Below are 24,267 nucleotides of genomic sequence, written 5' to 3' on the forward strand. Positions count from 1 at the left end.
TGGCAACTCAGCAGTTGAATGAACTCAGGCTGCGCCTTGAGCAGCAGCCACTTGGGCAGCCACTTCAGCGGCGAAGTCGTCAACCTTCTTCTCAATGCCTTCACCGACCACGTACAAAGTGAATGCTTTCACGGTTGTACCAGCGGCCTTGAGCATTTGCTCCACAGTCTGCTTGTCGTTCTTGACGAAAGACTGGTTGAACAAAGACACTTCTTTCAGGTATTTCTGAACAGAGCCTTCGACCATTTTGGTCACGATGTCTGCAGGCTTGCCCGACTCAGCAGCTTTGGCAGCAGCCACTGAACGCTCTTTTTCGATCAATTCGGCTGGCACTTCAGCGCTGGTCAAAGACACAGGCTTCATGGCGGCCACGTGCATGGCGACGTCTTTGGCGGCTGTTTCGTCACCTTCGAACTCGACCAACACGCCAATGCGGGTGCCGTGCAAATAATTGGCAATCTTGGCACCACCAGCTGCGCGCTTGAAGCGGCGGAAGCTCATGTTTTCGCCGATCTTGCCAATCAGGCCTTTGCGCACTTCTTCCAATGTGGGGCCAAAGCCGTCTTGGCTGTAAGGCAACTCGCCCAATGCAGCGATGTCGGCTGGGTTGTGCTCAGCGACCAGCTTGGCAGCGGCGTTGGCCAAGGCCAGGAAGCTGTCGTTCTTGGTCACGAAATCGGTTTCGCAGTTGACTTCGATCATGGCGCCTGTGGTGCCATTGACAAAACTGGTCACGACGCCTTCGGCGGTCACGCGCGAAGCGGCCTTGCCAGCCTTGGTACCCAGCTTGACGCGCAACAACTCTTCAGCTTTGGCCATATCGCCTTCGGCTTCGGTCAATGCTTTTTTGCACTCCATCATGGGGGCGTCGGTTTTTGCGCGCAGTTCAGCGACCATGCTTGCGGTAATTGCAGCCATTTGATTTCTCCGTATTCAGTCTAAAAGTCAGATTAAAAAAAAGGGGCCACAAAGCCCCTTTCATCGAGTCTTGGGAACTCAGGCAGAAGCGTTGGCTTCTTCGACGAATTCGTCAGCACCTTCGGTCACAGCCTTGACCACGTCGTTGACCGCATTGGCGCGGCCTTCGATGATGGCGTCAGCGATGCCACGGGCGTACAAAGCCACGGCCTTGGCCGAGTCGTCGTTGCCGGGGATGATGTAGTCGATGCCTTCTGGCGAGTGGTTGGAGTCCACCACACCGATCAATGGGATACCCAATTTCTTGGCTTCCGAGATGGCGATTTTGTGGTAACCGACGTCGATCACGAAAATCGCATCAGGCAAAGCAGCCATGTCCTGGATGCCACCGATGTCTTTTTCGAGCTTTTCCATCTCGCGCTTGAACATCAGTTGTTCTTTTTTGCTCAGGCTGTCGAGGCCGACTTCTTGCTGAGCCTTCATGTCCTTCAGACGCTTGATCGAGGTCTTGACGGTTTTGAAGTTGGTCAGCATGCCGCCCAACCAGCGCTGGTCGACGAAAGGAACGCCAGCGCGCTGGGCTTCAGCAGCCACCATCTCGCGGGCTTGACGCTTGGTGCCGACCATCAGGATCGTGCCACGGTTGGCAGACAACTGCTTGGCAAACTTGATCGCATCCTGGAACATCGGCAGCGATTTTTCCAGGTTGATGATGTGAATTTTGTTGCGGTGACCGAAGATGAAGGGAGCCATCTTGGGGTTCCAGAAGCGGGTTTGGTGACCAAAGTGGACACCGGCTTCCAGCATTTCGCGCATGGTAACGGACATAGTAAATACTCCAAAGGTTGAGTCTAAAATCCAGTCCACTGATCGAGCTTGCCATCAAGACAAGCGCAACACCTTGATGGGACTGGTTTGCGGATGTGCGCTGTTGACCTGAATCACTGCATTTTGAATAAGACACTCAAAAGACAGTACCCAAGCTGTACAAAGCCTTAGGATTATAGCATCCTGACTTTGCTCTACCGAGGCACTTCCCCATGAAAGCCGACTTGATTGCCACCCGGCAAAGCCTGATTGAAGGCAAAAGCCACCCCTTGGACACGGCAGAAGCCTGCTTGGATGCCGCCCAAAGTTCGGCCTGCCAACACGCCTTCCTTCAAATCACCCCCGAAACCCTCAGAAAAACCGCCAGCCAGCCCGCCATTGCCGGGCAAGCCTTGGCGGGTTTGGCGGTTTCGGTCAAAGATTTGTTTGACATCGAGGGGCAAGTCACTGCGGCAGGCTCGATGGTGCTGCAAAACCAGTCCCCTGCCCAACAAGATGCGCCCGCCATTGCGCGCCTGCGCGCCGCAGGAGCAGGCTTCATTGGCCGCACCAACATGGTTGAATTCGCTTTTTCAGGGGTCGGCATCAACCCCCACCATGGCACGCCTGCGGCCTGGGACGCCCTGACAGGCCGACCGGTGGGTGACAAGCATGCGCCACGCATTCCGGGTGGCTCCAGCTCGGGTGCGGCCACCTCGGTCGCCACGGGTGCCGCCTTTATCGGTTTGGGCTCCGACACAGGCGGCTCCATCCGCATTCCCGCTGCACTGAATGGCATCGTCGGCTTCAAAAACACCGCCCGGCGCGTGCCCACGCAAGGCGCCATTCCCCTGTCCACCACACTGGACACCGTCTGCGCCATGACCCGCACGGTGCGGGACACCGTTTTGGCGCACGAAATTTTATCGGGCAGGAAAGTCCCCCAAGCCCATAAACCCTTGTCGAGCTACCGCTTGGCCATCGTGCAAAGCGTGATGCAAGACGGCATGGACAGCACGGTGAGCCATGCTTTTGAACGCAGCTTGGCGGCTTTGCGTGCGGCGGGAGCCCAAATCCAGGAAATTCCCCTGCGGGAACTGCTGGAAATCGGCCCCATGATGGCCACAGGGGGCTTCAGCCCAGCCGAGAGTTTTGCCTGGCACCGTGACTTGCTTGCCAAGGATGGCGACCAATATGACCCTCGAGTGGCCCAACGCATTCAGCGGGGTGCCCAAATGGCCGCCCATGAATACATCCACTTGCTCAGCGCGCGCGCCAACTGGATTGCCCGGGTAGAGGCCGCTTTGCAAGGGTATGACGCGGTCCTCTCGCCCACCTTGCCCATCACGGGTCCCTGCCTGAGCGACGTCGCACCTGGCCCTGAACGAGATGCCGAATTTTTTCGGGTCAACGCCCTGCTGCTGCGCAACCCCAGCGCCATCAACACACTCGACGGTTGCGCCATTTCCCTGCCCTGCCATGCCCCCGGTGAACTGCCGGTCGGGTTAATGGCCTGGCATACCGCCATGCACGACGACACCATTCTTCAACTGGCCCTGCTGCTGGAGCCCATTTTGCAAACGCATTGAACACCATGCAAAGACTGTCCTGCACATCGGCCTGGCCCGTCCATGGGCGAGAGGGCATTCAAACACTGGAAGCGCAACTTCAGGCCTGCAGCCCGATACCCCTGATGGCCAAAGCAGGTTTGGCCACCGCCCAGCTGGCTTTGGCCGTAGCACCTCATGCCCAGCGAATCTGGGTGGCGGCAGGCCCCGGCAACAACGGCGGCGACGGGCTGGAAGCCGCCATGCACTTGCACCAGTGGGGCAAAGAGGTCAAGGTCAGCCTGCTGGGACAAGCTCAAAACCTGCCTGCCGACGCCCATGCCGCATGGCAAAGGGCGAAGGCCGCAGGCGTTCAGATCACATCGCAACGGCCTGCTGGCTGGTTGGAAGACATGGGGCCTTTGGACTTGTGCATCGATGCACTGTTGGGCATGGGTGCCTCCCGCCCACTCAGCCCCGAGATGCAAGCCTGGGTGCAAGCCCTCAACCGATGCCCCGCCCAAGTGCTGGCCATCGATCTACCCACGGGTCTGAACCCCGAGTCCGGGCAACTTTTGGGCGACGCCTCGGACACTGCCTTGCTGGTGCAAGCCGATCACACCCTCAGCTTCATCGCCGTCAAACCCGGACTCTTCATGGGCCATGGCCGCGACGCATGCGGCGACATCTGGCTGGACCGTTTGGGTTTTCAGGAAGGCGCGAATGCGCCCTCGCCTCTGGCTTGGCTCAACGACCGCAAACCCCGCCCCGGCAAAACCCACGCCAGCCACAAAGGCAGCCATGGCGATGTGGCCGTCATCGGCGGCGAGCCCATGGCCGCGCACGGCATGGGCATGGCAGGGGCTGCCGTTTTGGCGGCCACCGCCGCTCTGCGCGCGGGTGCAGGACGCGTCATCTTGAGCTTGCTCTCGGGGCAAGCCACAGACAACGCACCGCCAGACCTGATGCAGCGCAATTGGCGGCAGCTCGATCTGGCGCAACTGCATGTGGTTTGCGGTTGCGGCGGGGGACAAGACGTGCAGGCCGTTATCCCCGAGGTCTTGCAACGCAGCGCCCAATTGGTGCTGGATGCCGATGGCCTGAACGCCGTTGCCCAAGACGAGCGCTTGCAACACTTGCTGCAGCAGCGTGCCAGCGGACACCCCACCGTGATCACCCCCCACCCACTGGAAGCTGCTCGGCTGTTAAAAATCAGCACAACTCAAGTGCAAAAAGACCGCCTGAAAGCAGCGCAGGACTTGATGAGTTTGTTTCGCTGCACCGTGGTGCTGAAGGGCTCAGGCACGGTCATCGCAGCGCCAGGGCAAACACCCCGCATCAACACCTCGGGCAATGGCCGACTGGCCACTGGCGGGACAGGTGATGTGCTCGCGGGTCTGATCGGTGCCCGCATGGCCCAAGGCCTGAGTGCTTTTGACGCCGCCTGCTCGGCCGTCGCACAACACGGTCAAGTGGCCAATGATTGGCCAGAAAATCAGGCCCTGACGGCCAGCGACCTGGCGCAGCACTTGGCTTGAAAAACAAAAAGCCAGACGCGAACGTCTGGCTTTTTTATGGCAGTCAGCTGGCGCATGCCACCTGCATCACTGAAAAAAGACCCTTTTAGGCCCAGCCATCAACGGCGGGGCTTGGTCGTCCGGGGTCCTTTTTTCTTGGCGGCAGCCTTTTTCACAGAAGACTTGAGGGCCTGGATCGGCGAACGGTTGCGCTCTGCATCGGCCAAACGCCGATCCGAGGAACTGTGCTTTTTGCCTCGTCCAGCCTCGTGGGGTGAAGGCATGCCCTTGTCTCGCATGGCGCGCGGCACCAAATCGTCACCCGGATGCACCAAGCGGAAGTCGATTTTCCGGCCATCCAGATCCACCCGGCTGACCTGCACCTGCACCCGGCTGCCAATGGCATAACGGATGCCCGTGCGCTCACCGCGCAGCTCCTGGCGCAGCTCGTCAAAGCGGAAATATTCGCCACCCAGCTCGGTGATGTGCACCAGCCCCTCCACATACAAAGAGTCCAGGGTCACGAAGATGCCGAAGCTGGTGGCGGCGGAAACCACGCCACCGTACTCTTCACCCAAATGCTCGCGCATGTATTTGCACTTGAGCCAGGCTTCCACATCACGGCTGGCCTCGTCGGCCCGGCGCTCGTTAGCACTGCAGTGCAAGCCCGCAGCTTCCCAGGCCCGCTGGTCGGCGGCCGACATGCGCACGCGCGGGGCTTGAGACTCGGGCGAATCGCCTTTGGCGGCGCGGCTTTTCTCCAACCGTTTGCTGAGTTTGGCGTGCGCCTCGCCCGGCACCGGCAAGCTGGGCAACGTATATTTGCGACCCAACAAAATCGACTTGATGACGCGGTGCACCAATAAATCGGGGTAGCGCCGGATGGGGCTGGTGAAGTGGGTGTAAGCCTCGTAGGCCAAGCCAAAGTGACCGCTGTTCACCGGGGTGTAAATGGCCTGCTGCATCGAGCGCAGCAGCATGGTGTGGATCTGCTGCGCATCCGGGCGGTCCTTGGTCGCTTGCGCGATTTTCTGGAACTCGCTGGTGTGCGGCTCGTCGCTGATGCTCAAGCCCAGACCCAAGGCCTTGAGGTAATTGCGCAGGATGTCCTTTTTCTCGGCCGTGGGGCCTTCGTGCACCCGGAACAAACCGGGGTGCTTGCCCTGTTGAATGAAGTCGGCGCTGCAGACGTTGGCCGCCAGCATGGCTTCTTCGATCAGGCGGTGGGCCTCGTTGCGCACACGCGGCACGATTTTTTCAATGCGGCCACTTTCGTCGCACACGATCTGTGTTTCGGTGGTTTCAAAATCCACCGCACCGCGCACCGCACGCGAAGCCAGCAAGGCTTTGTACACGTCCTGCAAATTCATCAGGTCGGTAACGCGTTCCTTGCGCTTGGCCGCCTCCGGCCCACGGGTGTTGGCCAAAATCGCCGCCACCTCGGTGTAGGTGAAGCGCGCATGGCTGTGCATCACCGCAGGGTAAAACTGGTAGGCATGCACATCGCCCTTGGCATTGACCAGCATGTCGCAGACCATGCACAAGCGGTCCACATCCGGATTCAAAGAGCACAAGCCGTTGGACAACTTTTCCGGCAGCATCGGAATGACTCTGCGCGGGAAATACACACTGGTGGCACGGTCATAAGCGTCAATGTCGATGTCGCTGCCTGTTTGCACATAGTGGCTCACATCGGCAATCGCCACCAGCAAACGCCAGCCTTTGCCACGGCCCACTTTGGCGGGTTCGCAATACACCGCATCGTCGAAGTCGCGGGCGTCTTCCCCGTCGATCGTGACCAAAGGCACATCGCGCAAATCCACCCGGTCCTTGCGGTCCTTGGCCAGCACCTTGTCGGGCAAGCCCTTGGCTTGCTCTATGCACCCGGCAGAAAATTCGTGTGGCACGCTGTACTTGCGCACTGCAATCTCGATCTCCATGCCCGGGTCGTCAATTTCGCCCAACACTTCTTTCACGCGGCCCACGGGTTGCCCAAACAAGGCAGGTGGCTCGGTCAATTCAACCACCACCACCTGGCCCGGCTTGGCCGTGCCGGTTGCGCCCTTGGGAATCATCACGTCCTGGCCGTAGCGCTTGTCTTCGGGCGCAACCAGCCACAAGCCACCTTCGTGTAACAAGCGGCCAATGATCGGCTGCTCTGGTCGTTCAACGATCTCGACCACGCGCCCTTCAGGGCGACCTTTGCGGTCCTGACGCACGATGCAAACCTTGACACGGTCTTTGTGCAACACCGCACGCATCTCGTTGGAGGACAGGTAAATGTCCGCCTCACCATCGTCGCGGATCAAAAATCCATGACCATCACGGTGACCTTGAACACTGCCAACAATTTCTTCCAGCATCGCGCTGGGTTGAGCTACTTTTTTGATATACAATCCTTTTATTCCTGAGGCGCCCAGATGGCGGAATTGGTAGACGCACTAGTTTCAGGTACTAGCGAGTAACATCGTGGAGGTTCGAGTCCTCTTCTGGGCACCAATCTTATCCAATAAGATAAGTTAAAAACACAACAAGCCGTTGATTTCTGATCAACGGCTTTTTTGTTGCCCGCTTCAAAGCCGCAGACAACACGGCGCATGCCGACAGCCCTAAGGCCGCTCAGCATGGCACCGAAGCACATCAAACCGGAACCCCCACCAAATCGTGGCCCTCGACGCTCACAATGCGTGCGCGTGTGAACTCACCCACCTTGAGCGTCTTGCTCAATTTCTCGGGTGGCAACAAACGCACCACACCGTCGATCTCGGGCGCATCGCCAAAACTGCGACCCACACCACCACGGCGACCCATGGCCGGAGCCGAGTCCACCAAAACCTGCATGGTGGAACCGACTCGCTGCTGCAAACGCGCAATCGACACCTCTTCGGCCACCGCCATGAAGCGGGCTCGACGCTCCTCGCGCAAGGCTTCGGGCAACATGCCAGGCAACTCGTTGGCCGTGGCCCCTTTTACCGGGCTGTAGGCAAAGCAACCTGCGCGGTCAATTTGCGCTTCACGCAAGAAGTCCAGCAAGTGCGCAAACTCTTCTTCTGTTTCGCCCGGAAAACCGGCAATGAAGGTGCTGCGAATGACCAGCTCGGGGCACAGTTCCCGCCAGCGCTGGATGCGCTCCAGGTTTTTCTCGCCGCTGGCCGGACGCTTCATGCGCTTGAGCACATCGGGGTGGCTGTGCTGGAAAGGCACATCCAGGTACGGCAACACCAGGCCCTGCGCCATCAGGGGAATGATGTCGTCCACACTCGGGTAGGGGTAAACGTAGTGCAAGCGCACCCAGGCGTCGTGCTCGCGGGCCATCTCGCCCAGCGTCTGAACCAGCTCCAGCATGCGGGTTTTAACCGGCTTGCCGTCCCAAAAACCGGTGCGGTATTTCACATCCACGCCATAGGCCGAGGTGTCCTGGCTGATGACCAGCAGCTCTTTCACGCCGCCTTCAAAAAGCGCTTTGGCTTCTTTCAGCACATCGCCAATCGGGCGCGAGACCAGGTCGCCGCGCATGGACGGGATGATGCAAAACGTGCAGCGGTGGTTGCAGCCTTCGCTGATTTTCAAATACGCATAGTGGCGCGGCGTGAGCTTGAGGCCCGCTTCGCCAAAACCGCCGGGCACCAGATCGAGAAACGGGTCGTGGGGTTTGGGCAAATGGGTGTGCACCGCGTCCATCACCTCTTGCGTGGCGTGAGGGCCGGTCACGGCCAGCACGCTGGGATGCATTTCAAGGACCATGTTGCCACCGCCCTCGCCTGTTTTGGCTCCCAGGCAACCGGTCACAATCACTTTGCCGTTCTCATTCAGGGCTTCGGCAATCGTGTCCAGGCTTTCCTTGATGGCTTCGTCGATGAAGCCGCAGGTGTTGACGATGACCAGGTCAGCGCCTTCAAAAGTTTTGGAAGTTTGGTAACCCTCGGCGCTCAATTGCGTCAGGATCAGCTCGGAATCGGTCAGCGCCTTGGGGCAGCCGAGGCTCACAAAACCCACTTTGGGGGTCGAGAGGGGGGCAGTTGCAGTCATTTCACTCATGCCCCCATTGTCCCCGCAAAAACGACCGCGTTGTGACAAAAGGGCATGAAGCGTCCTTCAGGTCTTCAAACCCAGAACGCCCAACATCTGCTCCGTGTTCTTCTGGATCTGCTTTTGCATCTGCTCCTGCATCTGAACCATGACGTTTTGCGACGGGTTGGCCAGCCCGGAAAACATGTTCTGCATCAGCGGGGTCTGCCACTTCATGAACTGCGACCAGACTTCAGGGCTCAAGGCAGGGCTGGATTCCCCCAACTTGCTTTGCCAGTCCATGAAAGACTGAACGTGGTTCTCTAAATAAGAGCCCATGTGCCCCTGCATGGCATGGCCATAAAAACGGATGATGTTGGACAACACCGCTTCGCTGAACATGGGCACACCCGCAGATTCCTCTTCCAAAATGATCTGCAGCAAGATGGAGCGCGTCAGGTCTTCGCCCGTTTTGGCATCGAGCACCACCACAGGTGAGGCGGCCATGACCAGTTTTTTGATCTCCGCCAGCGTCACATAGGTGGAGGTTTCCGTGTCGTACAAGCGGCGATTGGGATATTTCTTGATCGTCCGGACATGGCCAGAGGCTGGCGCGCTGGCGGCTGGGGGTGACTTGATCGATTTGACCGACTGAACTGGGGGCTTGACCGGCAATGAAAACTCCTGATGGCTGGCGGTGAATGGCAAATCTGCTGCAATGCACCATTCTAGGCACAGGCTTGGGCGGCTCAAGCCTTGGTTAACCCTGATCTGGCATAGTCAGCCCACCGCAAGCTTCTGCGCGCTTTTTTGTTGTACGCCCACCCGATTAACCCTCATTACCTGCGAAAATAGACAGCTATGTTCACCGGAATCATCACCGGCGTGGGGCGAATCGTCGCCATTCACGACCTGGGTCGCTCTTTACACCACGGCAAGCGCCTCACCATCGAGGCCCCCGCCGGGTACCTTGACGATGTGGGCTTGGGCGACAGCATCGCCCTCAACGGCGCTTGCATGACCGTCACCACTTTCAGCCCCGAAAGCCGCCAGTTCACCATCGACATCTCGGCCGAATCGCTGGACAAGACCAGCGGTCTTGACCAAGAAGGCACCGTGAACCTCGAAAAAGCGCTGCGCGCAAATGACCGGCTGGGCGGGCACATCGTGTCCGGCCACGTGGACGGCGTGGGCCAAATCAGCCACTTCGAGCAAATTGGCGAAAGCTGGGAACTGCGCATCCTGGCACCGCACACCCTGGCCAAATACCTCGCCTACAAAGGGTCGATTACCGTCAACGGCGTGAGCCTGACCGTGAACAAGGTGGCCGATGTGGCGCAGGGCTGTGAAATCAGCATCAACCTGATCCCCCACACCGTAGACAACACCGCCCTCGGCAGCCTGAAAGCGGGCAGCCGGGTCAACCTCGAAATCGACACCGTGGCCCGTTACGTTGAGCGCATGCTCAGCGCAGGCCTGATCCAGAAAGACAACGCATGAACGCCCCCGCGAAACTGACCCCCGTGGCGATCTCGCCCGTCGAAGAGATCGTGGCCGAGATGAAAGCCGGTCGCATCGTGATCCTGGTCGACGAAGAAGACCGTGAAAACGAAGGCGATCTGGTGCTGGCGTCTGACCACGTCACGCCTGAGGCCATCAACTTCATGGCCCGTTTTGGCCGTGGCCTGATTTGCCTCACGCTCACCCGCGAGCGCTGCGAATTTCTAAAGCTCCCGCCCATGGCGGCGCGCAACGGCACCGTTTACAGCACGGCTTTCACCGTGTCGATCGAAGCGGCTGAAGGCGTGACCACCGGCATCTCGGCCGCTGACCGCGCCAAGACCGTGCAAGTGGCTGTGGCGCGCAACACCCAGCCAACCGACCTGGTGCAACCCGGCCACATCTTCCCGCTGCAAGCGGTGGACGGCGGCGTGCTCATGCGCGCAGGCCACACCGAAGCCGGTTGCGACCTGGCCGCCATGGCCGGGTGCAGCGCATCGTCTGTGATCTGCGAGATCATGAAGGACGACGGCACCATGGCCCGTCTGCCCGATTTGCAGCTGTTTGCTGCCGAGCATGGCCTGAAAATCGGCACGATTGCCGACCTGATCCAGTACCGCAGCCGCAACGAATCGCTGGTCGAGCGCATCGGCAGCCGCACGCTTCAAACCGCGCATGGCGAATTCACCGCCCACGCCTTTCGCGACCAACCCAGCCAAACCGTGCACCTGGCCCTGGTCAAAGGCCAATGGTCGGCTGATCAAGAAGTGCCTGTGCGTGTGCACGAGCCGCTGTCGGTGCTCGATGCGCTGGAAGTCAACCGTTCCATGCACTCCTGGAGCCTGGACACCAGCTTGCAATACCTGAACAAGCAAGGCTGTGGCGTGGCCGTGCTGCTCAACTGCGGCGAATCGGCAGACCAGTTGCTGGCCCAATTCGAAGGCCGTGCCCGCTCTGCCCAAGCGCCCGAGCGCGGCAAGATGGACCTGCGCACTTATGGCGTGGGCGCGCAAATCCTGCGCGAGTGCGGCGTGCACAAAATGAAACTCATGGGCCAGCCCCGCCGCATGCCCAGCATGACCGGCTACGGCCTCGAAATCACCGGCTACATCCCCAAGGAATAAACATGCTCGAAGCGAACAAAGGCACAGAACAAGAACTCGACGGGCAATTCCTGCACATCGGCATCGTGCAAGCCCGTTTCAACGAAGACATCACCAACGCCCTGGCCAAAGCCTGCATCGAAGAACTCGAAGCCCTGGGCGTGACCAGCATTGATCACGTCATGGTGCCCGGCGCCCTGGAAGTGCCTGTGGCCCTGCAAGCCATGGCCGAGTGCGCCGAATACGACGCCTTGATCGCGCTGGGCTGCATCATCCGTGGCGAGACTTACCACTTCGAGCTGGTGGCCAACGAGTCGGGTGCAGGCGTCAGCCGCGTGTCGCTCGACTACAACCTGCCCATCGCCAACGCGATCCTCACCACAGAAAACCTGGAACAAGCCATCGTGCGCCAGACCGAAAAAGGCCGCGACGCGGCCCGCGTGGCGGTTGAGATGGCCTGCATCATGGACGACCTGTCGGCCGATTTGGCCGAAGAGTTTGACGACGAAGAGAACGCTTGATGAACGACCAGAACAGCACGCCTGACACACCAGCGGCAAGCGCCTCGCCCGCAGCCGCAGGCACGCGCAAGTCGTCTGCCAAGCCCGCACGCAGCCGCTCGCGCGAGTTTGCGCTGCAAGCGCTGTACCAGCACATCGTGGGCCGCAACGAAGCGTCAGACATCGACGTGTTCACGCGTGATTTGTCGGGCTTTCACAAAGCCGATTCAGCGCACTACGACGCCCTGCTCTACGGCTGCATCGAGCAAGCCCAAGGTCTGGATGCCCTGATTGGCCCCAAGCTGGACCGCAGCTTTGCCGAAATCTCACCCGTCGAGCGCGCCATCATGTGGATCGGCGTCTATGAAATGCAGCACTGCCTGGACGTGCCATGGCGCGTGGTGCTCAACGAGTGCATCGAGCTGGCCAAGGACTTTGGCGGCACCGACGGTCACAAATATGTGAACGCCGTGCTGAACGGCCTGGCCCCCGAGTTGCGCAGCGCCGAAGTGCAAGCCGACCGCCAGTCCGGTCGCGCCAAATAAGCCCGCCCCATGCGCATCTCCGAGCGTGCCGAGCGCATTGAGCCGTTTTATGTGATGGAGGTGGCCAAGGCCGCCTCGCAAAAAGCCCGGGAGGTCGCGCACACCGACCGACCCGTGGTGTTCATGAACATCGGCGAGCCCGATTTCACCGCCCCGCCCCGCGTGCAGGAAGCGGCTCAGGCTGCCATTGAAAACGGCCAAACCCAATACACCCCCGCGCTGGGCCTGGACGCCCTGCGCCAAGCCATCAGCCAGTGGTACGCGGCGCGCTTTGGCGTGCAGGTGCCCGCCAGCCGCATCGTGGTCACCGCAGGCGCTTCGGCGGCCTTGCAGCTGGCCTGCCTGGCGCTGATTGACCGGGGCGACGAAATCCTGATGCCCGACCCGAGCTACCCCTGCAACCGCCACTTCGTGAGTGCGGCCGAAGGCACGGCCGTGTTGGTGCCCACCACCGCGCAAGAGCGCTTTCAGCTCAGCGCCGCCAAAGTGGCTGCGGCCTGGGGCCCGCATACCCGGGGTGTCTTGCTGGCATCGCCCTCCAACCCCACGGGCACGTCGATTGACCCGTCCGAGCTGGCCCGCATCGTTCAAGTGGTGCGCGACAAAGGCGGCATCACGCTGATCGACGAGATTTACCTGGGCCTGAGCCACGACGAACAGTTTGGCCACAGCGCCCTCGCTTTGGGCGATGACGTCATCAGCATCAACAGCTTCAGCAAATACTTCAACATGACCGGCTGGCGTTTGGGTTGGCTGGTGGTGCCCGAAACGCTCACACCTGTGCTGGAGCGCCTGGCGCAAAACCTGTTCATCTGTGCCAGCACCGTGTCGCAACAAGCGGCCCTGGCCTGCTTTGAACCCGACACCCTGGCCGAATACGAGCGCCGCCGCGCCGAGTTCAAGGCCCGGCGCGACTACTTCATCCCGGCTCTCAACGATCTGGGCCTCACGGTACCTGTGGCCCCCGATGGCGCGTTTTACGCTTGGGCCGACTGCACCACCGCTTGCCAAAAGCTGGGGCTCAAAGACAGTTGGGAATTCGCCTTTGCCGCGCTGGAACATGCCCATGTGGCCATCACCCCGGGGCGCGACTTTGGCACCGACCAGACCGCCCGCTTTGTGCGCTTTTCCACGGCCAACTCGATGGCCGAATTGCAAACCGCCATCGCCCGCCTCAAAGCCTGGCTGAACCCATGACGGCCCATTCCGCCCCCTTTGCGCACCCCATCCGCATCTATTGGGAAGACACCGATGCGGGTGGCATCGTGTTTTATGCCAACTACCTCAAGTTCTTTGAACGTGCCCGCACCGAATGGCTGCGCGCCCTGGGCTTTGGCCAGCAGGTGCTGCGTGACGAATCGGGCGGCATGTTTGTCGTCAGCGAAACTGCCGTCAAATACCACTCGCCCGCCCGCCTAGACGACACCCTGGTCGTGACCGCCGAGCTGCAAAACGGCGGCAAAGCCAGCCTGACCATTGCCCAGCGCGCCTACTTGCGCGCCGACGGCCAAGCCGACCGACTGCTGGCCGCAGGCACCATCCGCCTGGGCTGGGTCGACAGCACCACATTGAAACCGGGCCGCATTCCGGCCCCCGTTCTGGAAGCCCTGAAATGAACCAAGACATGTCCATCGTCTCGCTGCTCTTGCACGCCAGTTTTGTCGTGCAGCTGGTGGTTTTGTTGCTGCTGGCGATTTCTGTGGCCAGCTGGGCCGCCATCGTGCGCAAGCTCGGGGCCATCAAGCGCATCAAAAACCTGAACGAAGAGTTTGAACGCGTCTTCTGGTCCGGCACCAGCCTCAATGAACTGTTCAACGCCGCCAGCCAGAACGCCAAACTGTCCGGCCCCATGGAGCGCATTTTTGCCAGCGGCATGCGCGAATACCAAAAACTGCGCGAGCGCCACATCAGCGATGCGGGCACCCTCCTCGACGGCGCGCGCCGCGCCATGCGCGCCAGCTTCCAACGCGAAATGGACGTGGCCGAATCGCAATTGGCGTTCCTCGCCTCGGTCGGCTCCATCTCGCCTTATGTCGGCTTGTTTGGCACCGTGTGGGGCATCATGCACGCCTTCACCGGCTTGGCCAGCTTGCAGCAAGTGACCTTGGCCACCGTGGCCCCCGGCATTGCCGAAGCCCTGATTGCCACGGCCATCGGCCTGTTCTCGGCCATTCCCGCCGTGCTGGCCTACAACCGTTTCTCGCACGACGTGGACCGCATCGCCATCAAACTGGAAACCTTCATCGAAGAGTTCTCCAACATCCTGCAGCGCAGCCTGGGTGGAGCCAACAGCTCTGCCTCGGGTCACTGAGAGGAAGGCCATGCCCGCCGTTTCATCCCGGGGCCGTGGTCGCCGCACCATCGCCGAAATCAACATGGTGCCCTTCATCGATGTGATGTTGGTGCTGCTCATCATCTTCATGGTGACCGCCCCCATGATCACGCCCAGCGTGGTCGACCTGCCCAGCGTGGGCAAAGCGGCCAAACAACCCGACAAAGTGGTTCAGATCGTGATCCAGAAAGACGAGCGACTGGAACTGGTCAGCGATGGCCAGACCGACAGCGCCACCCTGACCAGCGTGGCCGCCAGCGTCAAGGGCCTGGTGGGTGACAGCGACAACACCGCTGTGGTCATCAGCGCCGACCGGACCGTGAAATACGAAACCGTGGTCAAGGTCATGGACAGCCTGCAGCGGGCGGGCATTGCGCGCGTGGGCCTGTCGGTTCAGCTGGCTCCTTGAGGACTCGGGTTTGAACAGCAAGGCTGCACCGCACCTCGAATTTGCACCGCCACCTCAGCCGGGTGCGGGCAGAGCCTGGCTGGCCGCAGGCTTGGTGCACGCGCTGCTGTTCCTGGCCTTGGGCTTGGCCACCGCCTGGAAAACCCAACCCCAAACCGTGCAAGCCGAAGCCGAACTGTGGTCAGCCACCCCGCAAGCCGCTGCGCCGCGCCTGCAAGAACCGCCACCGGAACCCGAACCGGAACCTGCGCCGCAGCCCAAACCAGCCCCGGCTACCCCACCGCCACCGCCTGCACCCGATCTGGCGCAAGAGCGGCTGGACGCCCAAATCGCGCTCGAAAAGAAAAAACAACAAGAGAAGAAGAAAGAAGCCGAGAAAGCTGAAAAGCTGAAGGCCGAAAAAGAAAAAGCCGCCAAGGAAAAATTGACCAAGGAACAGGCTGAAAAGGAAAAGGCTGAACTCAAGCGCAAGGAACGCGAAAAAGAGCGAGAGAAAGAAGACAAAGCCAAAGAAAAAGCGGCCAAAGAGAAAAAGGCGCAAGAAGAAAAAGAACGCGACAAGAAAAAAGCCGCAGAAAAAGCCAGCGCCGAGAAAGCCGATGCGGCCCGGGCAGACGCCCTGCGCAAGGAAAACCTCAAGCGCATGCAAGGCATGGCTGGGGCTTCGGGCGGCGAAAACGCCACCGGCACCGCGCTCAAATCATCCGGCCCCTCGGCCAGCTATGCGGGCCGCCTGGTGGGCCGCATCAAACCCAACATCACCTATCCGGGCGATGTGGTCGGCAACCCACGGGCCGAAGTCGAAGTCAAAGTTGGCCCGGACGGCATGATTTTGAGCCGCCGCATCGTGCAGTCCAGCGGCAACAAGGCCTGGGACGACGCCGTGCTGCGCGCCATCGACAAGACCGAGATCGTGCCCAAAGACACCGATGGGCGGGTGCCTCCGGTGATCGTGCTGGGGTTCAGGCCGCTGGATTGAAGCTGCGTGGTGCGGACTTACAAGTCCACCACCACATTGCCCACGGTTTGCCCTGACTCAACCGTTTGGTGTGCTTGCGCGATCTGGTCAAGGGCAAAACGGGCACCGATGCTGTGCTGCAACTGCTGTTGCGCCAACATGGCCGACAGGCGGGCCACAGCCCTTACACGGTCGGAGGGGGTCAGGTCGTAGACCAAGAAGAACTTCACGCCCATCGACTGGAACAGCCAGGGCCGAAACGGCATGGACACGTCCAGCGCGTTCGAGCCGTAGCAAACCACTTGGCCGTGCGCGGCCAAAGCGCCTTCGGCCGCCCAGCGGGCGGTGGTCGAAAAGTCCATGTCAATGATCACGTCGGCACCACGGCCGTGCGTCAAGGCCTTGACGCGTTCGGGCACCGATTCGGTTTTGTAAAAAATGGCTTCGGCCATGCCAGCCGCCCGGGCATGGGCAGCTTTGGCTTCGGAGCCCACGGTGCCGATCACGCGGCCACCGGCCAAGCACACCATCTGGGTGATGTAGTGCCCTACGGCCGATGAAGCCCCGGTGACCAGCACGGTTTGCCCGCGCAAGTCACCGGCCAATCGCTCCGCCAAAATGACCGCCTGCACCGCCGTCAGGCCCGGAATGCCCATGCAGGCACCGGCGGCAAAGTCGGTGTCATCGGGCAAAGCCACGGCTTGTGCATCGGGCAAGGCGATGTATTGGGCACAGGTGCCCAAAGCGCGTTGCCACTGGCCATTCCAGACCCACACGCGCTGGCCCACTCGGGCAGCCGACACGCCCGCCCCCACCGTTTCGATCACGCCCGCGCCGTCGCTGTGCGGAACGATCAAGGGGTCGCTCAGCGGTCGGGCTCGGCGGGATTTGACATCCGAGGGGTTGACGCCCGAGGTGACCAAACGCACCAGCACTTCGCCTGCTTGCGGGGTGGGTGTGGGCAACTCGCTCACCTGCATCACGTCCTGGGCTTCGCCGTTTTGGGTGTACCAAGCTGCTTTCATGGGATGCTCCTAAGTGGATGAGGAATGGCCGCTGAATGGGCGATAGAGGGAATGGGTCAGTCGTAAACGATGCGCGCCTGGCCCTGATCGGCTTGCGCCATCCAGCTGGCCAGTGCGGCGTCTGTGGGGAAAAACTTGGCGGCTTCGCCCAGCGCCAGCTCGGCGCGGGCGGCCAGCTCGTCGTTGCGCCGCTCAATCACCAAGCGCACGGGCAAGCCGCGCACCAGGTCGCCTTGTTCGGTTTGTTCGCGTTGCGCCGGGAACTCGCGCACCAAGCGGGCGATGTCGGGCGCACGGCCATTGACGGCCACGCGCAGGTATTTGCCATAGCGGCAGCGGGCCGCGCCCAAGTCCATGATCTGCTCGATCTTGAGGCGAAAGCCGCCCGAAAACCGGTCGGCCTGCATCTTGGCGGTGACGATGATCAGCTCGTCGTCCTTGAGCAAATGCTTGGCGGAATTGATCAGGCTTTCATCGGCGGTGGCTTCCATCACACCCGATTTGTCGTCGAGCTTGAAGATCGCCACTTTGCCGCGCTGGCCGTTGATGATGCGCAGATCCCCCACGATGCCCGCCAGCACCATGGACTCGCGGCTGTCGATCAGATCGTCGATTTTGCGGCGTGCAAACTGGCGCACTTCGCGCTCCACCGCATCGAACAAATGGCCCGACAGGAAGAAGCCCACGGCGGTTTTTTCGAGCAGCAGGCGCTCCTTGATGCCCCAGGGCATGACCTCGACCAAATCGGGCTCTTGCGTGCTGGAGCCGTGCGAGTCGTCGCCCAACATGTCGAACAGGCCACCCTGGTTGGCGTTGGCCGTGGTGGCGCTGGAGAATTCAAACGCCCGGTCGATGCTGGCCGACAAGGCGGCGCGGTTCATGTGCAGCGAGTCAAAGGCTCCCGCCTTGATGAGCGCGTCGACTGTGCGTTTGTTGATGCGGGTGCGATCCACGCGCACGGCAAAGTCAAACAAGCTGGTGAAGGGGCCGCCCTCTTCACGCGCCGCCACAATCGCTTCGATGGCCTGCTGCCCCGTGCCCTTGATGGCACCGAGACCGTAGCGGATGATCTTGTCGGTGACGGGCTCAAAGCGGTGCGTGCCCCGGTTGACGTCAGGCGGGTCAAAGGTGATGCCGAACTTCAGGGCGTCTTCGTAGAGCACCTTAAGCTTGTCGGTGTCGTCCATCTCCACCGTCATGTTGGCGCAGAAGAACTCGGCGGTGTAGTGCACCTTGAGCCAACCCGTGTGATAGGCCAACAAAGAATACGCCGCAGCGTGCGACTTGTTGAAGCCGTAGCCTGCGAACTTTTCCATCAAGTCAAAAACCTCGTCGGCTTTTTCTTCGGTGATGTCGTTCTTGGCGGCCCCTGCGCGGAAGATGGCGCGGTGCTCGGCCATTTCTTCGGCCTTTTTCTTGCCCATGGCCCGGCGCAGCATGTCCGCGCCACCCAAGCTGTAGCCACCCAAAATCTGGGCGGTCTGCATCACCTGCTCCTGGTAGACCATGATGCCGTAGGTCTCAGACAGCATCTCGGCCACCAGCGGGTGCGGGTATTCGATGACTTCGCGCCCGTGCTTGCGCGCCACAAAGCTGGGAATCAGGTCCATGGGTCCTGGGCGGTACAAAGCGTTCAAGGCGATCAGGTCTTCCAGTCGGCTCGGGCGCGCATCGCGCAACATGCCTTGCATGCCACGACTTTCAAACTGGAACACGGCCTCGGTCTTGCCATCCGAGAACAGCTTGTAGGTGGCTACATCGTCGAGCGGGATGTTCTCAAAGGCGAAGTTTTCCTGGCCCTTGTGCCGCTTCATGATGAACTCGCGGGCGATCTCCAAAATGGTGAGCGTGGCCAGGCCCAAGAAGTCGAACTTCACCAGGCCTGCGGCCTCCACGTCGTCCTTGTCGTATTGGCTCACGGCCGATTCGCTGCCGGGCTGCTGGTAGAGCGGGCAAAAGTCGGTCAGCTTGCCAGGCGCGATCAGCACACCCCCAGCGTGCATGCCGATGTTGCGGGTCATGCCCTCGAGCTTTTGCGCCAGCTCGATCAGGGTCTTGACGTCTTCTTCGCGCTCGATGCGCTCGGCCAGGATCGGCTCCATGGCGATCGCATAGTTGTTTTTGTCACCCTCTTTAGGCGTAGCGGGCGGGTACTGCAGCGTGACCGACATGCCCGGCTTGTTGGGGATCAGCTTGCTGATGCCATCGCAAAAGGTGTAGCTCATGTCGAGCACACGGCCCACGTCGCGGATCGCCGCACGCGCGGCCATGGTGCCGAAGGTGGCGATCTGCGACACCGCATCGCGGCCGTACTTGTCCTTCACATAGTCGATCACCCGGTCCCGGTTGCCCTGACAGAAGTCGATGTCGAAGTCGGGCATGGACACCCGCTCCGGGTTCAGAAATCGCTCAAACAGCAGGTTGTATTGCAGCGGATCGAGGTCGGTGATCTTGAGCGCATAGGCCACGAGCGAGCCCGCACCCGAACCACGGCCCGGCCCTACTGGGCAACCGTTGGCCTTGGCCCACTGGATGAAGTCGCCCACGATCAGGAAGTAGCCCGGGAAACCCATCTTCAAGATGGTGTTCAACTCAAACTCCAGGCGCTCCACATAGCGCGGACGCTCTTCGTTGCGCTTGGCTTCCACCGGGTACAGGTGCGCCAGTCGCGCCTCCAGACCTTCGTGAGAGACGTGGCGGAAATAATCATCCACCGACATGACCACGCCGTTGACGGGCGGAATCGGGAAATTGGGCAGCTGCGGCTTGCCCAGCACCAGCGTCAGGTTGCAGCGCTTGGCTATCTCCAAGGTGTTGGCAATGGCGCTGGGCACATCGGCAAACAGCGCGCACATCTGCTCGGCTGACTTGAAATATTGCTCGCGTGTGAAGCGGCGCACCCGGCGCTGGTTCGCCAGAATTTCGCCTTCGGAAATGCAGACCCGTGCCTCGTGGGCTTCGTAATCTTCGGCGGCATGAAACTGCACCGGGTGCGTGGCCACAACGGGCAAACCCAAACGGGCGGCCAGCGCCACGGCCCCCACCACTTGGGGTTCGTCCTCGGGGCGGCCTGCGCGTTGCAGTTCCAGGTAAAAACGGTGCGGGAAAATCGAGCCCAACTGCAGCGCCACATCGGCGGCTTTGTCGGTGTCGCCCTGCACCAGGGCTTGGCCCACCGGGCCAGCTTGTGCGCCCGACAGCAAAATCAGGCCCTCGGCCAGCTCCTTGAGCCAGGCCAGCTTGACCACAGCCACGCCTTTGAGCACGTTTTGCGTCCAGGCGCGCGCCAGCAACTCGCAAATGTTCAGATAGCCCTGGTGGCTTTGCACCAAAACCACCACACGGCTGAGGGCTGCCAGGTCACCGCCCAGCCCTTCGAGGTTGATCTCGGCCCCCAGAATGGGCTTGACGCCCTTACCCCGGCCTTCCTTGTAGAACTTGACGCCGCCAAACAGGTTGTTCAGGTCGGTGATGGCCAAGGCAGGTTGGCCGTCTTTGGCCGCGATCTTGACCACATCGTCGATGCGGCAGGTCGAGTCAACGACAGAAAATTCAGAGTGAAGGCGCAGGTGAACGAACATAGCCTGCCATTGTAGGAGGTCGACCCAGGGGCCTCCCACGGCAAACCAATGCACCTGACTGCTCCCTGTGGGAGCGAGCCCCTGCTCGCGAATGGATGCTCTGGCTCAAGCGCTCTTGTTTAACCACCCTTCGGCCGCAGGGGCAGCCGCCCACGGCGTCAGTGAGGCCTCTTGCAAACAAAAATGCAGCTGCACTTCAGGAGGAAGCCACATAAGCAAACGGCTGGGAGTTCAGTCGCGCAGAACCTGCAGCACGTCAGACCGGAACTCGCGGCCATAAAGAATGAGCACCACCAAGGCCGTGCCAATCAGTAGCGCCAGCGGAGAAAAAAACCAGGCCATGGCCGCAAAAGAAAAGTAATACGCCCGCAAACCATCGTTGAACGTCTCGGCGGCGGCCCCGACCAAGCGCCCTGCCCGCTCGGCCACTTGGTGGCGGTCCAGACGACCGGAATCAAACTCTTCGGGCGGGGGCATGCCCCCGATCACCAAGGCCACAAAGGTGTATTGGCGCATAGACCACGAAAAACGGAAGAAGGCATACACAAAAATACCCACCAGCACCAAGACCTTGAACTCGAACACCAAGATGGGTGTCGGCTGGGCAAACGGGATTTCACGCACCAGCTCGGCCGCCTTGTCGGTGGTGCCCAAGAGGGCAAACAGACCACCGATGATGATGATGCTGGTCGATGAAAAAAACGCCGGGGTTTGCGACAGGTTTTGGGTGATCAGGCCATCGAGCATGCGGGGGTCGCGTGCCGTGGTTTGCAGCATCCACTTCTGGCGGTACATGTTGGTGGTGGCGATCAGGCTTTGATCACGCTTGCCACGCACGCGGGCAAACCAGGCATAGCCCACCCACAGACCGAAAAAAGACAACATGGCCAGCCAGTCGGCCCACGGCAACATCGAGAGAATTTTCATGCCGTCATGCTAACCGAGAGGAACACCATTCGGCCGCAGGGGCGGCCTCCCACAAGGACAGTGGCCTTTGAAGGGGCCGCTATTTTGTGGGAGCGAGTCGCTGCTCGCGAATCTGTGCACGGGCTCGGACGCTTTTGCCTCACCACGATTCGGCCGCAGGGGCGGCCTCCCACAAGACCCGCTGGCCCTGTGGGAGCGAGCCCCTGCTCGCGAATCGGCAAAGATCAGCCGCGCAGTTTGGCGGCCACAGCGGCCACGCGCTCGCCGTAGGCTTTGGCGGTGTCCAGGTCACCCTGGGGAATGTCTTCAGCCGGGCTGGTCGGGCCGACTTGGGCCATCACGCCGGAGTTGGAGCCGATGCGGTTGATGGTGCCGTCGTTCATTGCAGGCTGGCCCACCCAGACCATGCCTTGCTGCATGGCCAGGGTGATGAAGTACTGGATGGTCGACAGTTTGTCGCCGCTGGGGCTGGCCGAGATGGTGAAGCCGCCTGCAACCTTGTCTTTCCAACCGCTCACAAACCAACGCTTGGACGTGGCATCGGCAAATTTCTTGAACTGCCAGGAAGCCATGCCCATGTAGGTGGGCGAGCCAAAGATGATGGCGTCGGCGGCGTCCAGCGTGGCCCAGTCGTCATCCGACACGTTGCCATCGGCATCGATGGTCACGATCTGGGCATTCGCGCCCTGGGCCACAAATTGGGCAACGCGCTGGGTGTGGCCGTAGCCGGAATGAAAAACAACAACAGTTTTAGCCATGAGGAAAGCTCCTTGAAAAAAGTCAGAGTGGGGTTGAGAAAAAACAAAAAAATCAGGCGGCCAGGTCAAAGACCAGGACTTCGGCGTTTTGGCCTTGGGTGAGGGTCAAGGCCGATTCGGCTTGCAGCATCGCAGCGTCGCCCGCGCTCAGGGCCTGACCATTGACCTGCAATTGGCCACGCACCAAAAACACATAGGCTTTGCGGGCCGGGTTCAGCGCCAGGCTGGCATTTTCTGCGCCATCGAAAAGCCCGGCATACAAGCGTGCATCGGCGTGAATTTGGACGGTGTGCTCAGCGGCCTCGGGTGCAGCCACCAGGGCCAACTGCCCACGCTTGGCGGCTTCGGGCACGGTTTTTTGTTCGTAGCCGGGGTCGATGCCCGTCACATTGGGCTCGATCCATATCTGCAAAAAGTGGGTCTGCTCACCCTCGGCGTGGTTGAACTCGCTGTGGCGCACACCGCTGCCTGCGCTCATGCGCTGCACATCGCCGGGCGGAATGCCCTTGACGTTGCCCATGCTGTCCTGGTGGGCCAGGTTGCCCGACAGCACGTAGCTGATGATTTCCATGTCGCGGTGGCCGTGCGTACCAAAACCGGTGCCCGGGTCAATGCGGTCTTCGTTGATGACGCGCAGGTTGCCCCAGCCCATGTGGGCCGGGTCAACATAGTTGGCAAAAGAAAAGCTGTGAAACGACTTGAGCCAGCCATGGTCGGCGTAGCCGCGTTCGGAGGATTTGCGCAAAGTCAGCATGGTGATTTTCCTGAGTGATTGGGTAGGACTTTAAAGAACGAACATGTCAGCACGGTGCAATTCGTTTGCCGCCATCGTTCAAATTATTTGAAATAAAATAACAGGACCATGCAAAGTCCCAAAGATTGGCTCACGCCCGATGCCCTGTTCATGCTGCAAACCATCGACGAGCAAGGCAGTTTTGCCGCCGCCGCTCGCCAACTGGGCGTGGTGCCCAGTGCCCTGACCTACCGTGTGCGCCAGCTCGAAGATGCGCTGGATGTGCTGCTGTTTGACCGTAGCTCGCGCCAAGCACGGCCCACCGCTGCAGGCCAAGAGCTGCTGCGCGAGGCGGGTCGATTGCTGCAAGACATTGACGCCGTGGCCAACCGGGTCAAGCGTGTGGCCACCGGCTGGGAGGCCGTGCTGACGGTGGCGGTGGACAGCATCGTCTCGCGCAGCGTGGTGATGGATTTGTGCGAATCCTTTTTGGCGCTGAACAGCCCCACCCGCTTGCGCATTCGCCACGAAACCCTGTCGGGCACCATGGCAGCGTTGACATCCGGCCAGGCCGACTTGGCCTTGGGCGTGGCGCTGGGTCAGCATTTGGCCGCCGACATCCAGCACATGGCGCTGGGCGAGGTGCCTTTTGTGTTTGTCGTGGCACCCCAACACCCCTTGGCCCAAGCGGCCGAGCCCTTGAGCGATGCCCAGTTGGTCCAGCACCGCATGGTGGCCGTGGCCGACTCAGTGCAGCGCGGCAGTGGCCTCACCGTCGGACTGCAAGGCGGTCAAGACGTTTTCACCGTGCCCGACATGCAAAGCAAACTGCAGGCACAGCTGCGTGGTCTGGGGGCCGGTTTCTTGCCGCTCAGCCTGGCAGCACCGCATGCGCAGCAAGGCCTGTTGGTGGTGAAAAAAACCGACCAGTCCCGCTTGAGCCCGGTCCATGCCGCTTGGCGCGACAGCCGCCTGAGCCCTGCTGGCCACGCCCTGCTGTGGTGGACCGCGCAGCTGGACAAACCCGCCACGCGCCAGGCCTTGCTGAGCCAGAGCTGACGCGCCGACGGCCGACCTGCGGCCTTTGTTTGCATCAAAC

The 24,267-nt window shown here is 60.9% G+C and carries 22 protein-coding genes and 1 tRNA gene; 13 read left to right on the forward strand and 10 right to left on the reverse strand.

Annotated features, from left to right (window positions below; all coding sequences use genetic code 11):
* Positions 1-24: 24 nt before the first annotated feature.
* Together tsf and rpsB are read right to left on the reverse strand one after the other, a co-directional pair.
* Positions 25-918, reverse strand: coding sequence for a translation elongation factor Ts (tsf, locus tag B9Z33_RS11425; RefSeq protein WP_108287172.1), 894 nt, complete (start codon positions 916-918; stop codon positions 25-27).
* 78 nt (positions 919-996) lie between these two features.
* Complete coding sequence (gene rpsB, locus B9Z33_RS11430; RefSeq protein WP_108287173.1) at positions 997-1,746, reverse strand: 30S ribosomal protein S2; 750 nt, start codon at positions 1,744-1,746, stop codon at positions 997-999.
* Positions 1,747-1,958: 212 nt separating this feature from the next.
* Here rpsB and B9Z33_RS11435 point away from each other — a divergent pair, with 212 nt between their 5' ends.
* Positions 1,959-3,314: an amidase gene (locus tag B9Z33_RS11435; RefSeq protein WP_108287174.1), complete on the forward strand. Its 1,356-nt coding sequence runs from the start codon at positions 1,959-1,961 to the stop codon at positions 3,312-3,314.
* A gap of 5 nt (positions 3,315-3,319) precedes the next feature.
* A complete protein-coding gene (locus B9Z33_RS11440) occupies positions 3,320-4,810 on the forward strand; it encodes an NAD(P)H-hydrate dehydratase (RefSeq protein ID WP_199220343.1) in 1,491 nt (496 codons plus the stop codon).
* 98 nt (positions 4,811-4,908) lie between these two features.
* Here B9Z33_RS11440 and rnr read toward each other — a convergent pair whose 3' ends face one another.
* Positions 4,909-7,152, reverse strand: coding sequence for a ribonuclease R (gene rnr, locus B9Z33_RS11445; RefSeq protein WP_199220368.1), 2,244 nt, complete (start codon positions 7,150-7,152; stop codon positions 4,909-4,911).
* Positions 7,153-7,203: 51 nt separating this feature from the next.
* On the opposite strand from rnr, the gene B9Z33_RS11450 reads away from it, so the two are divergent.
* Positions 7,204-7,288, forward strand: a tRNA-Leu gene (locus B9Z33_RS11450).
* A gap of 141 nt (positions 7,289-7,429) precedes the next feature.
* On the opposite strand, the gene rimO is transcribed toward B9Z33_RS11450, so the two are convergent.
* Positions 7,430-8,827, reverse strand: coding sequence for a 30S ribosomal protein S12 methylthiotransferase RimO (rimO, locus tag B9Z33_RS11455; protein ID WP_108287177.1), 1,398 nt, complete (start codon positions 8,825-8,827; stop codon positions 7,430-7,432).
* A gap of 57 nt (positions 8,828-8,884) precedes the next feature.
* Positions 8,885-9,436: a polyhydroxyalkanoate synthesis repressor PhaR gene (gene phaR, locus B9Z33_RS11460; protein ID WP_108287848.1), complete on the reverse strand. Its 552-nt coding sequence runs from the start codon at positions 9,434-9,436 to the stop codon at positions 8,885-8,887.
* 222 nt (positions 9,437-9,658) lie between these two features.
* Between phaR and B9Z33_RS11465 the strand changes: the two genes are divergently transcribed.
* From B9Z33_RS11465 to tolA, 9 genes are read left to right on the forward strand one after another with little or no spacing between them, the layout of a single operon-like run.
* Positions 9,659-10,297: a riboflavin synthase gene (locus B9Z33_RS11465; RefSeq protein ID WP_108287178.1), complete on the forward strand. Its 639-nt coding sequence runs from the start codon at positions 9,659-9,661 to the stop codon at positions 10,295-10,297.
* A complete protein-coding gene (ribBA, locus tag B9Z33_RS11470) occupies positions 10,294-11,421 on the forward strand; it encodes a bifunctional 3,4-dihydroxy-2-butanone-4-phosphate synthase/GTP cyclohydrolase II (protein WP_108287179.1) in 1,128 nt (375 codons plus the stop codon). Before B9Z33_RS11465 ends, ribBA begins: the two co-directional genes overlap by 4 nt.
* 2 nt (positions 11,422-11,423) lie before the next feature.
* On the forward strand, positions 11,424-11,921 hold the full coding sequence (ribH, locus tag B9Z33_RS11475; protein ID WP_108287180.1) for a 6,7-dimethyl-8-ribityllumazine synthase: 498 nt from the start codon (positions 11,424-11,426) through the stop codon (positions 11,919-11,921).
* Entirely contained in the window at positions 11,921-12,445 is a 525-nt protein-coding gene (nusB, locus tag B9Z33_RS11480; protein ID WP_108287181.1) for a transcription antitermination factor NusB, read from the forward strand. The genes ribH and nusB overlap by 1 nt, the downstream gene beginning before the upstream one ends.
* Positions 12,446-12,454: 9 nt before the next feature.
* The gene (locus B9Z33_RS11485) at positions 12,455-13,642 is read left to right on the forward strand and encodes a pyridoxal phosphate-dependent aminotransferase (RefSeq protein ID WP_108287182.1); all 1,188 of its coding nucleotides are present in this window, start codon (positions 12,455-12,457) and stop codon (positions 13,640-13,642) included.
* Positions 13,639-14,061 (forward strand): YbgC/FadM family acyl-CoA thioesterase, encoded by a 423-nt coding sequence (locus tag B9Z33_RS11490; protein ID WP_108287183.1) that lies wholly within the window; start codon positions 13,639-13,641, stop codon positions 14,059-14,061. Before B9Z33_RS11485 ends, B9Z33_RS11490 begins: the two co-directional genes overlap by 4 nt.
* On the forward strand, positions 14,058-14,756 hold the full coding sequence (gene tolQ, locus B9Z33_RS11495; RefSeq protein WP_108287184.1) for a protein TolQ: 699 nt from the start codon (positions 14,058-14,060) through the stop codon (positions 14,754-14,756). Before B9Z33_RS11490 ends, tolQ begins: the two co-directional genes overlap by 4 nt.
* A 10-nt stretch (positions 14,757-14,766) precedes the next feature.
* On the forward strand, positions 14,767-15,186 hold the full coding sequence (locus tag B9Z33_RS11500; protein ID WP_108287185.1) for a biopolymer transporter ExbD: 420 nt from the start codon (positions 14,767-14,769) through the stop codon (positions 15,184-15,186).
* A gap of 10 nt (positions 15,187-15,196) precedes the next feature.
* Positions 15,197-16,165 carry a cell envelope integrity protein TolA gene (tolA, locus tag B9Z33_RS11505; RefSeq protein WP_108287186.1) on the forward strand — a complete coding sequence of 323 codons (969 nt, stop codon included), beginning with the start codon at positions 15,197-15,199 and terminating at the stop codon, positions 16,163-16,165.
* A gap of 17 nt (positions 16,166-16,182) precedes the next feature.
* On the opposite strand, the gene B9Z33_RS11510 is transcribed toward tolA, so the two are convergent.
* The 5 genes from B9Z33_RS11510 to B9Z33_RS11530 all read right to left on the reverse strand — a co-directional run bounded on the left by B9Z33_RS11510 (position 16,183) and on the right by B9Z33_RS11530 (position 23,189).
* Positions 16,183-17,169: an NADPH:quinone reductase gene (locus tag B9Z33_RS11510; protein WP_108287187.1), complete on the reverse strand. Its 987-nt coding sequence runs from the start codon at positions 17,167-17,169 to the stop codon at positions 16,183-16,185.
* A gap of 56 nt (positions 17,170-17,225) precedes the next feature.
* Positions 17,226-20,750 carry a DNA polymerase III subunit alpha gene (gene dnaE, locus B9Z33_RS11515; protein WP_108287188.1) on the reverse strand — a complete coding sequence of 1,175 codons (3,525 nt, stop codon included), beginning with the start codon at positions 20,748-20,750 and terminating at the stop codon, positions 17,226-17,228.
* Between the two features lie 231 nt (positions 20,751-20,981).
* On the reverse strand, positions 20,982-21,677 hold the full coding sequence (locus tag B9Z33_RS11520; protein ID WP_108287189.1) for a DUF599 domain-containing protein: 696 nt from the start codon (positions 21,675-21,677) through the stop codon (positions 20,982-20,984).
* Between the two features lie 224 nt (positions 21,678-21,901).
* On the reverse strand, positions 21,902-22,435 hold the full coding sequence (locus tag B9Z33_RS11525) for a flavodoxin family protein (RefSeq protein WP_108287190.1): 534 nt from the start codon (positions 22,433-22,435) through the stop codon (positions 21,902-21,904).
* A gap of 52 nt (positions 22,436-22,487) precedes the next feature.
* Positions 22,488-23,189, reverse strand: a complete 702-nt coding sequence (locus tag B9Z33_RS11530; RefSeq protein WP_108287191.1) for a pirin family protein — start codon at positions 23,187-23,189, stop codon at positions 22,488-22,490.
* A gap of 108 nt (positions 23,190-23,297) precedes the next feature.
* Here B9Z33_RS11530 and B9Z33_RS11535 point away from each other — a divergent pair, with 108 nt between their 5' ends.
* Positions 23,298-24,227 carry a LysR family transcriptional regulator gene (locus tag B9Z33_RS11535; RefSeq protein WP_108287192.1) on the forward strand — a complete coding sequence of 310 codons (930 nt, stop codon included), beginning with the start codon at positions 23,298-23,300 and terminating at the stop codon, positions 24,225-24,227.
* Positions 24,228-24,267: the final 40 nt, after the last annotated feature.

It is taken from the genome of Limnohabitans sp. T6-20, from assembly GCF_003063505.1.
In the GTDB taxonomy this organism is placed as follows: domain Bacteria; phylum Pseudomonadota; class Gammaproteobacteria; order Burkholderiales; family Burkholderiaceae_C; genus Limnohabitans_A.

Coding starts and splice junctions, on each gene's coding strand:
- B9Z33_RS11500 (WP_108287185.1), top strand. CDS start 14,767: ATGCCCGCCGTTTCATCCCGGGGCCGTGGTCGCCGCACCATCGCCGAA.
- ribH (WP_108287180.1), top strand. CDS start 11,424: ATGCTCGAAGCGAACAAAGGCACAGAACAAGAACTCGACGGGCAATTC.
- tolQ (WP_108287184.1), top strand. CDS start 14,058: ATGAACCAAGACATGTCCATCGTCTCGCTGCTCTTGCACGCCAGTTTT.
- nusB (WP_108287181.1), top strand. CDS start 11,921: ATGAACGACCAGAACAGCACGCCTGACACACCAGCGGCAAGCGCCTCG.
- B9Z33_RS11510 (WP_108287187.1), bottom strand. CDS start 17,169: ATGAAAGCAGCTTGGTACACCCAAAACGGCGAAGCCCAGGACGTGATG.
- ribBA (WP_108287179.1), top strand. CDS start 10,294: ATGAACGCCCCCGCGAAACTGACCCCCGTGGCGATCTCGCCCGTCGAA.
- B9Z33_RS11535 (WP_108287192.1), top strand. CDS start 23,298: ATGCAAAGTCCCAAAGATTGGCTCACGCCCGATGCCCTGTTCATGCTG.
- tsf (WP_108287172.1), bottom strand. CDS start 918: ATGGCTGCAATTACCGCAAGCATGGTCGCTGAACTGCGCGCAAAAACC.
- rnr (WP_199220368.1), bottom strand. CDS start 7,152: ATGCTGGAAGAAATTGTTGGCAGTGTTCAAGGTCACCGTGATGGTCAT.
- B9Z33_RS11490 (WP_108287183.1), top strand. CDS start 13,639: ATGACGGCCCATTCCGCCCCCTTTGCGCACCCCATCCGCATCTATTGG.
- dnaE (WP_108287188.1), bottom strand. CDS start 20,750: ATGTTCGTTCACCTGCGCCTTCACTCTGAATTTTCTGTCGTTGACTCG.
- B9Z33_RS11485 (WP_108287182.1), top strand. CDS start 12,455: ATGCGCATCTCCGAGCGTGCCGAGCGCATTGAGCCGTTTTATGTGATG.
- B9Z33_RS11520 (WP_108287189.1), bottom strand. CDS start 21,677: ATGAAAATTCTCTCGATGTTGCCGTGGGCCGACTGGCTGGCCATGTTG.
- rimO (WP_108287177.1), bottom strand. CDS start 8,827: ATGAGTGAAATGACTGCAACTGCCCCCCTCTCGACCCCCAAAGTGGGT.
- B9Z33_RS11440 (WP_199220343.1), top strand. CDS start 3,320: ATGCAAAGACTGTCCTGCACATCGGCCTGGCCCGTCCATGGGCGAGAG.
- B9Z33_RS11530 (WP_108287191.1), bottom strand. CDS start 23,189: ATGCTGACTTTGCGCAAATCCTCCGAACGCGGCTACGCCGACCATGGC.
- B9Z33_RS11465 (WP_108287178.1), top strand. CDS start 9,659: ATGTTCACCGGAATCATCACCGGCGTGGGGCGAATCGTCGCCATTCAC.
- rpsB (WP_108287173.1), bottom strand. CDS start 1,746: ATGTCCGTTACCATGCGCGAAATGCTGGAAGCCGGTGTCCACTTTGGT.
- B9Z33_RS11435 (WP_108287174.1), top strand. CDS start 1,959: ATGAAAGCCGACTTGATTGCCACCCGGCAAAGCCTGATTGAAGGCAAA.
- B9Z33_RS11525 (WP_108287190.1), bottom strand. CDS start 22,435: ATGGCTAAAACTGTTGTTGTTTTTCATTCCGGCTACGGCCACACCCAG.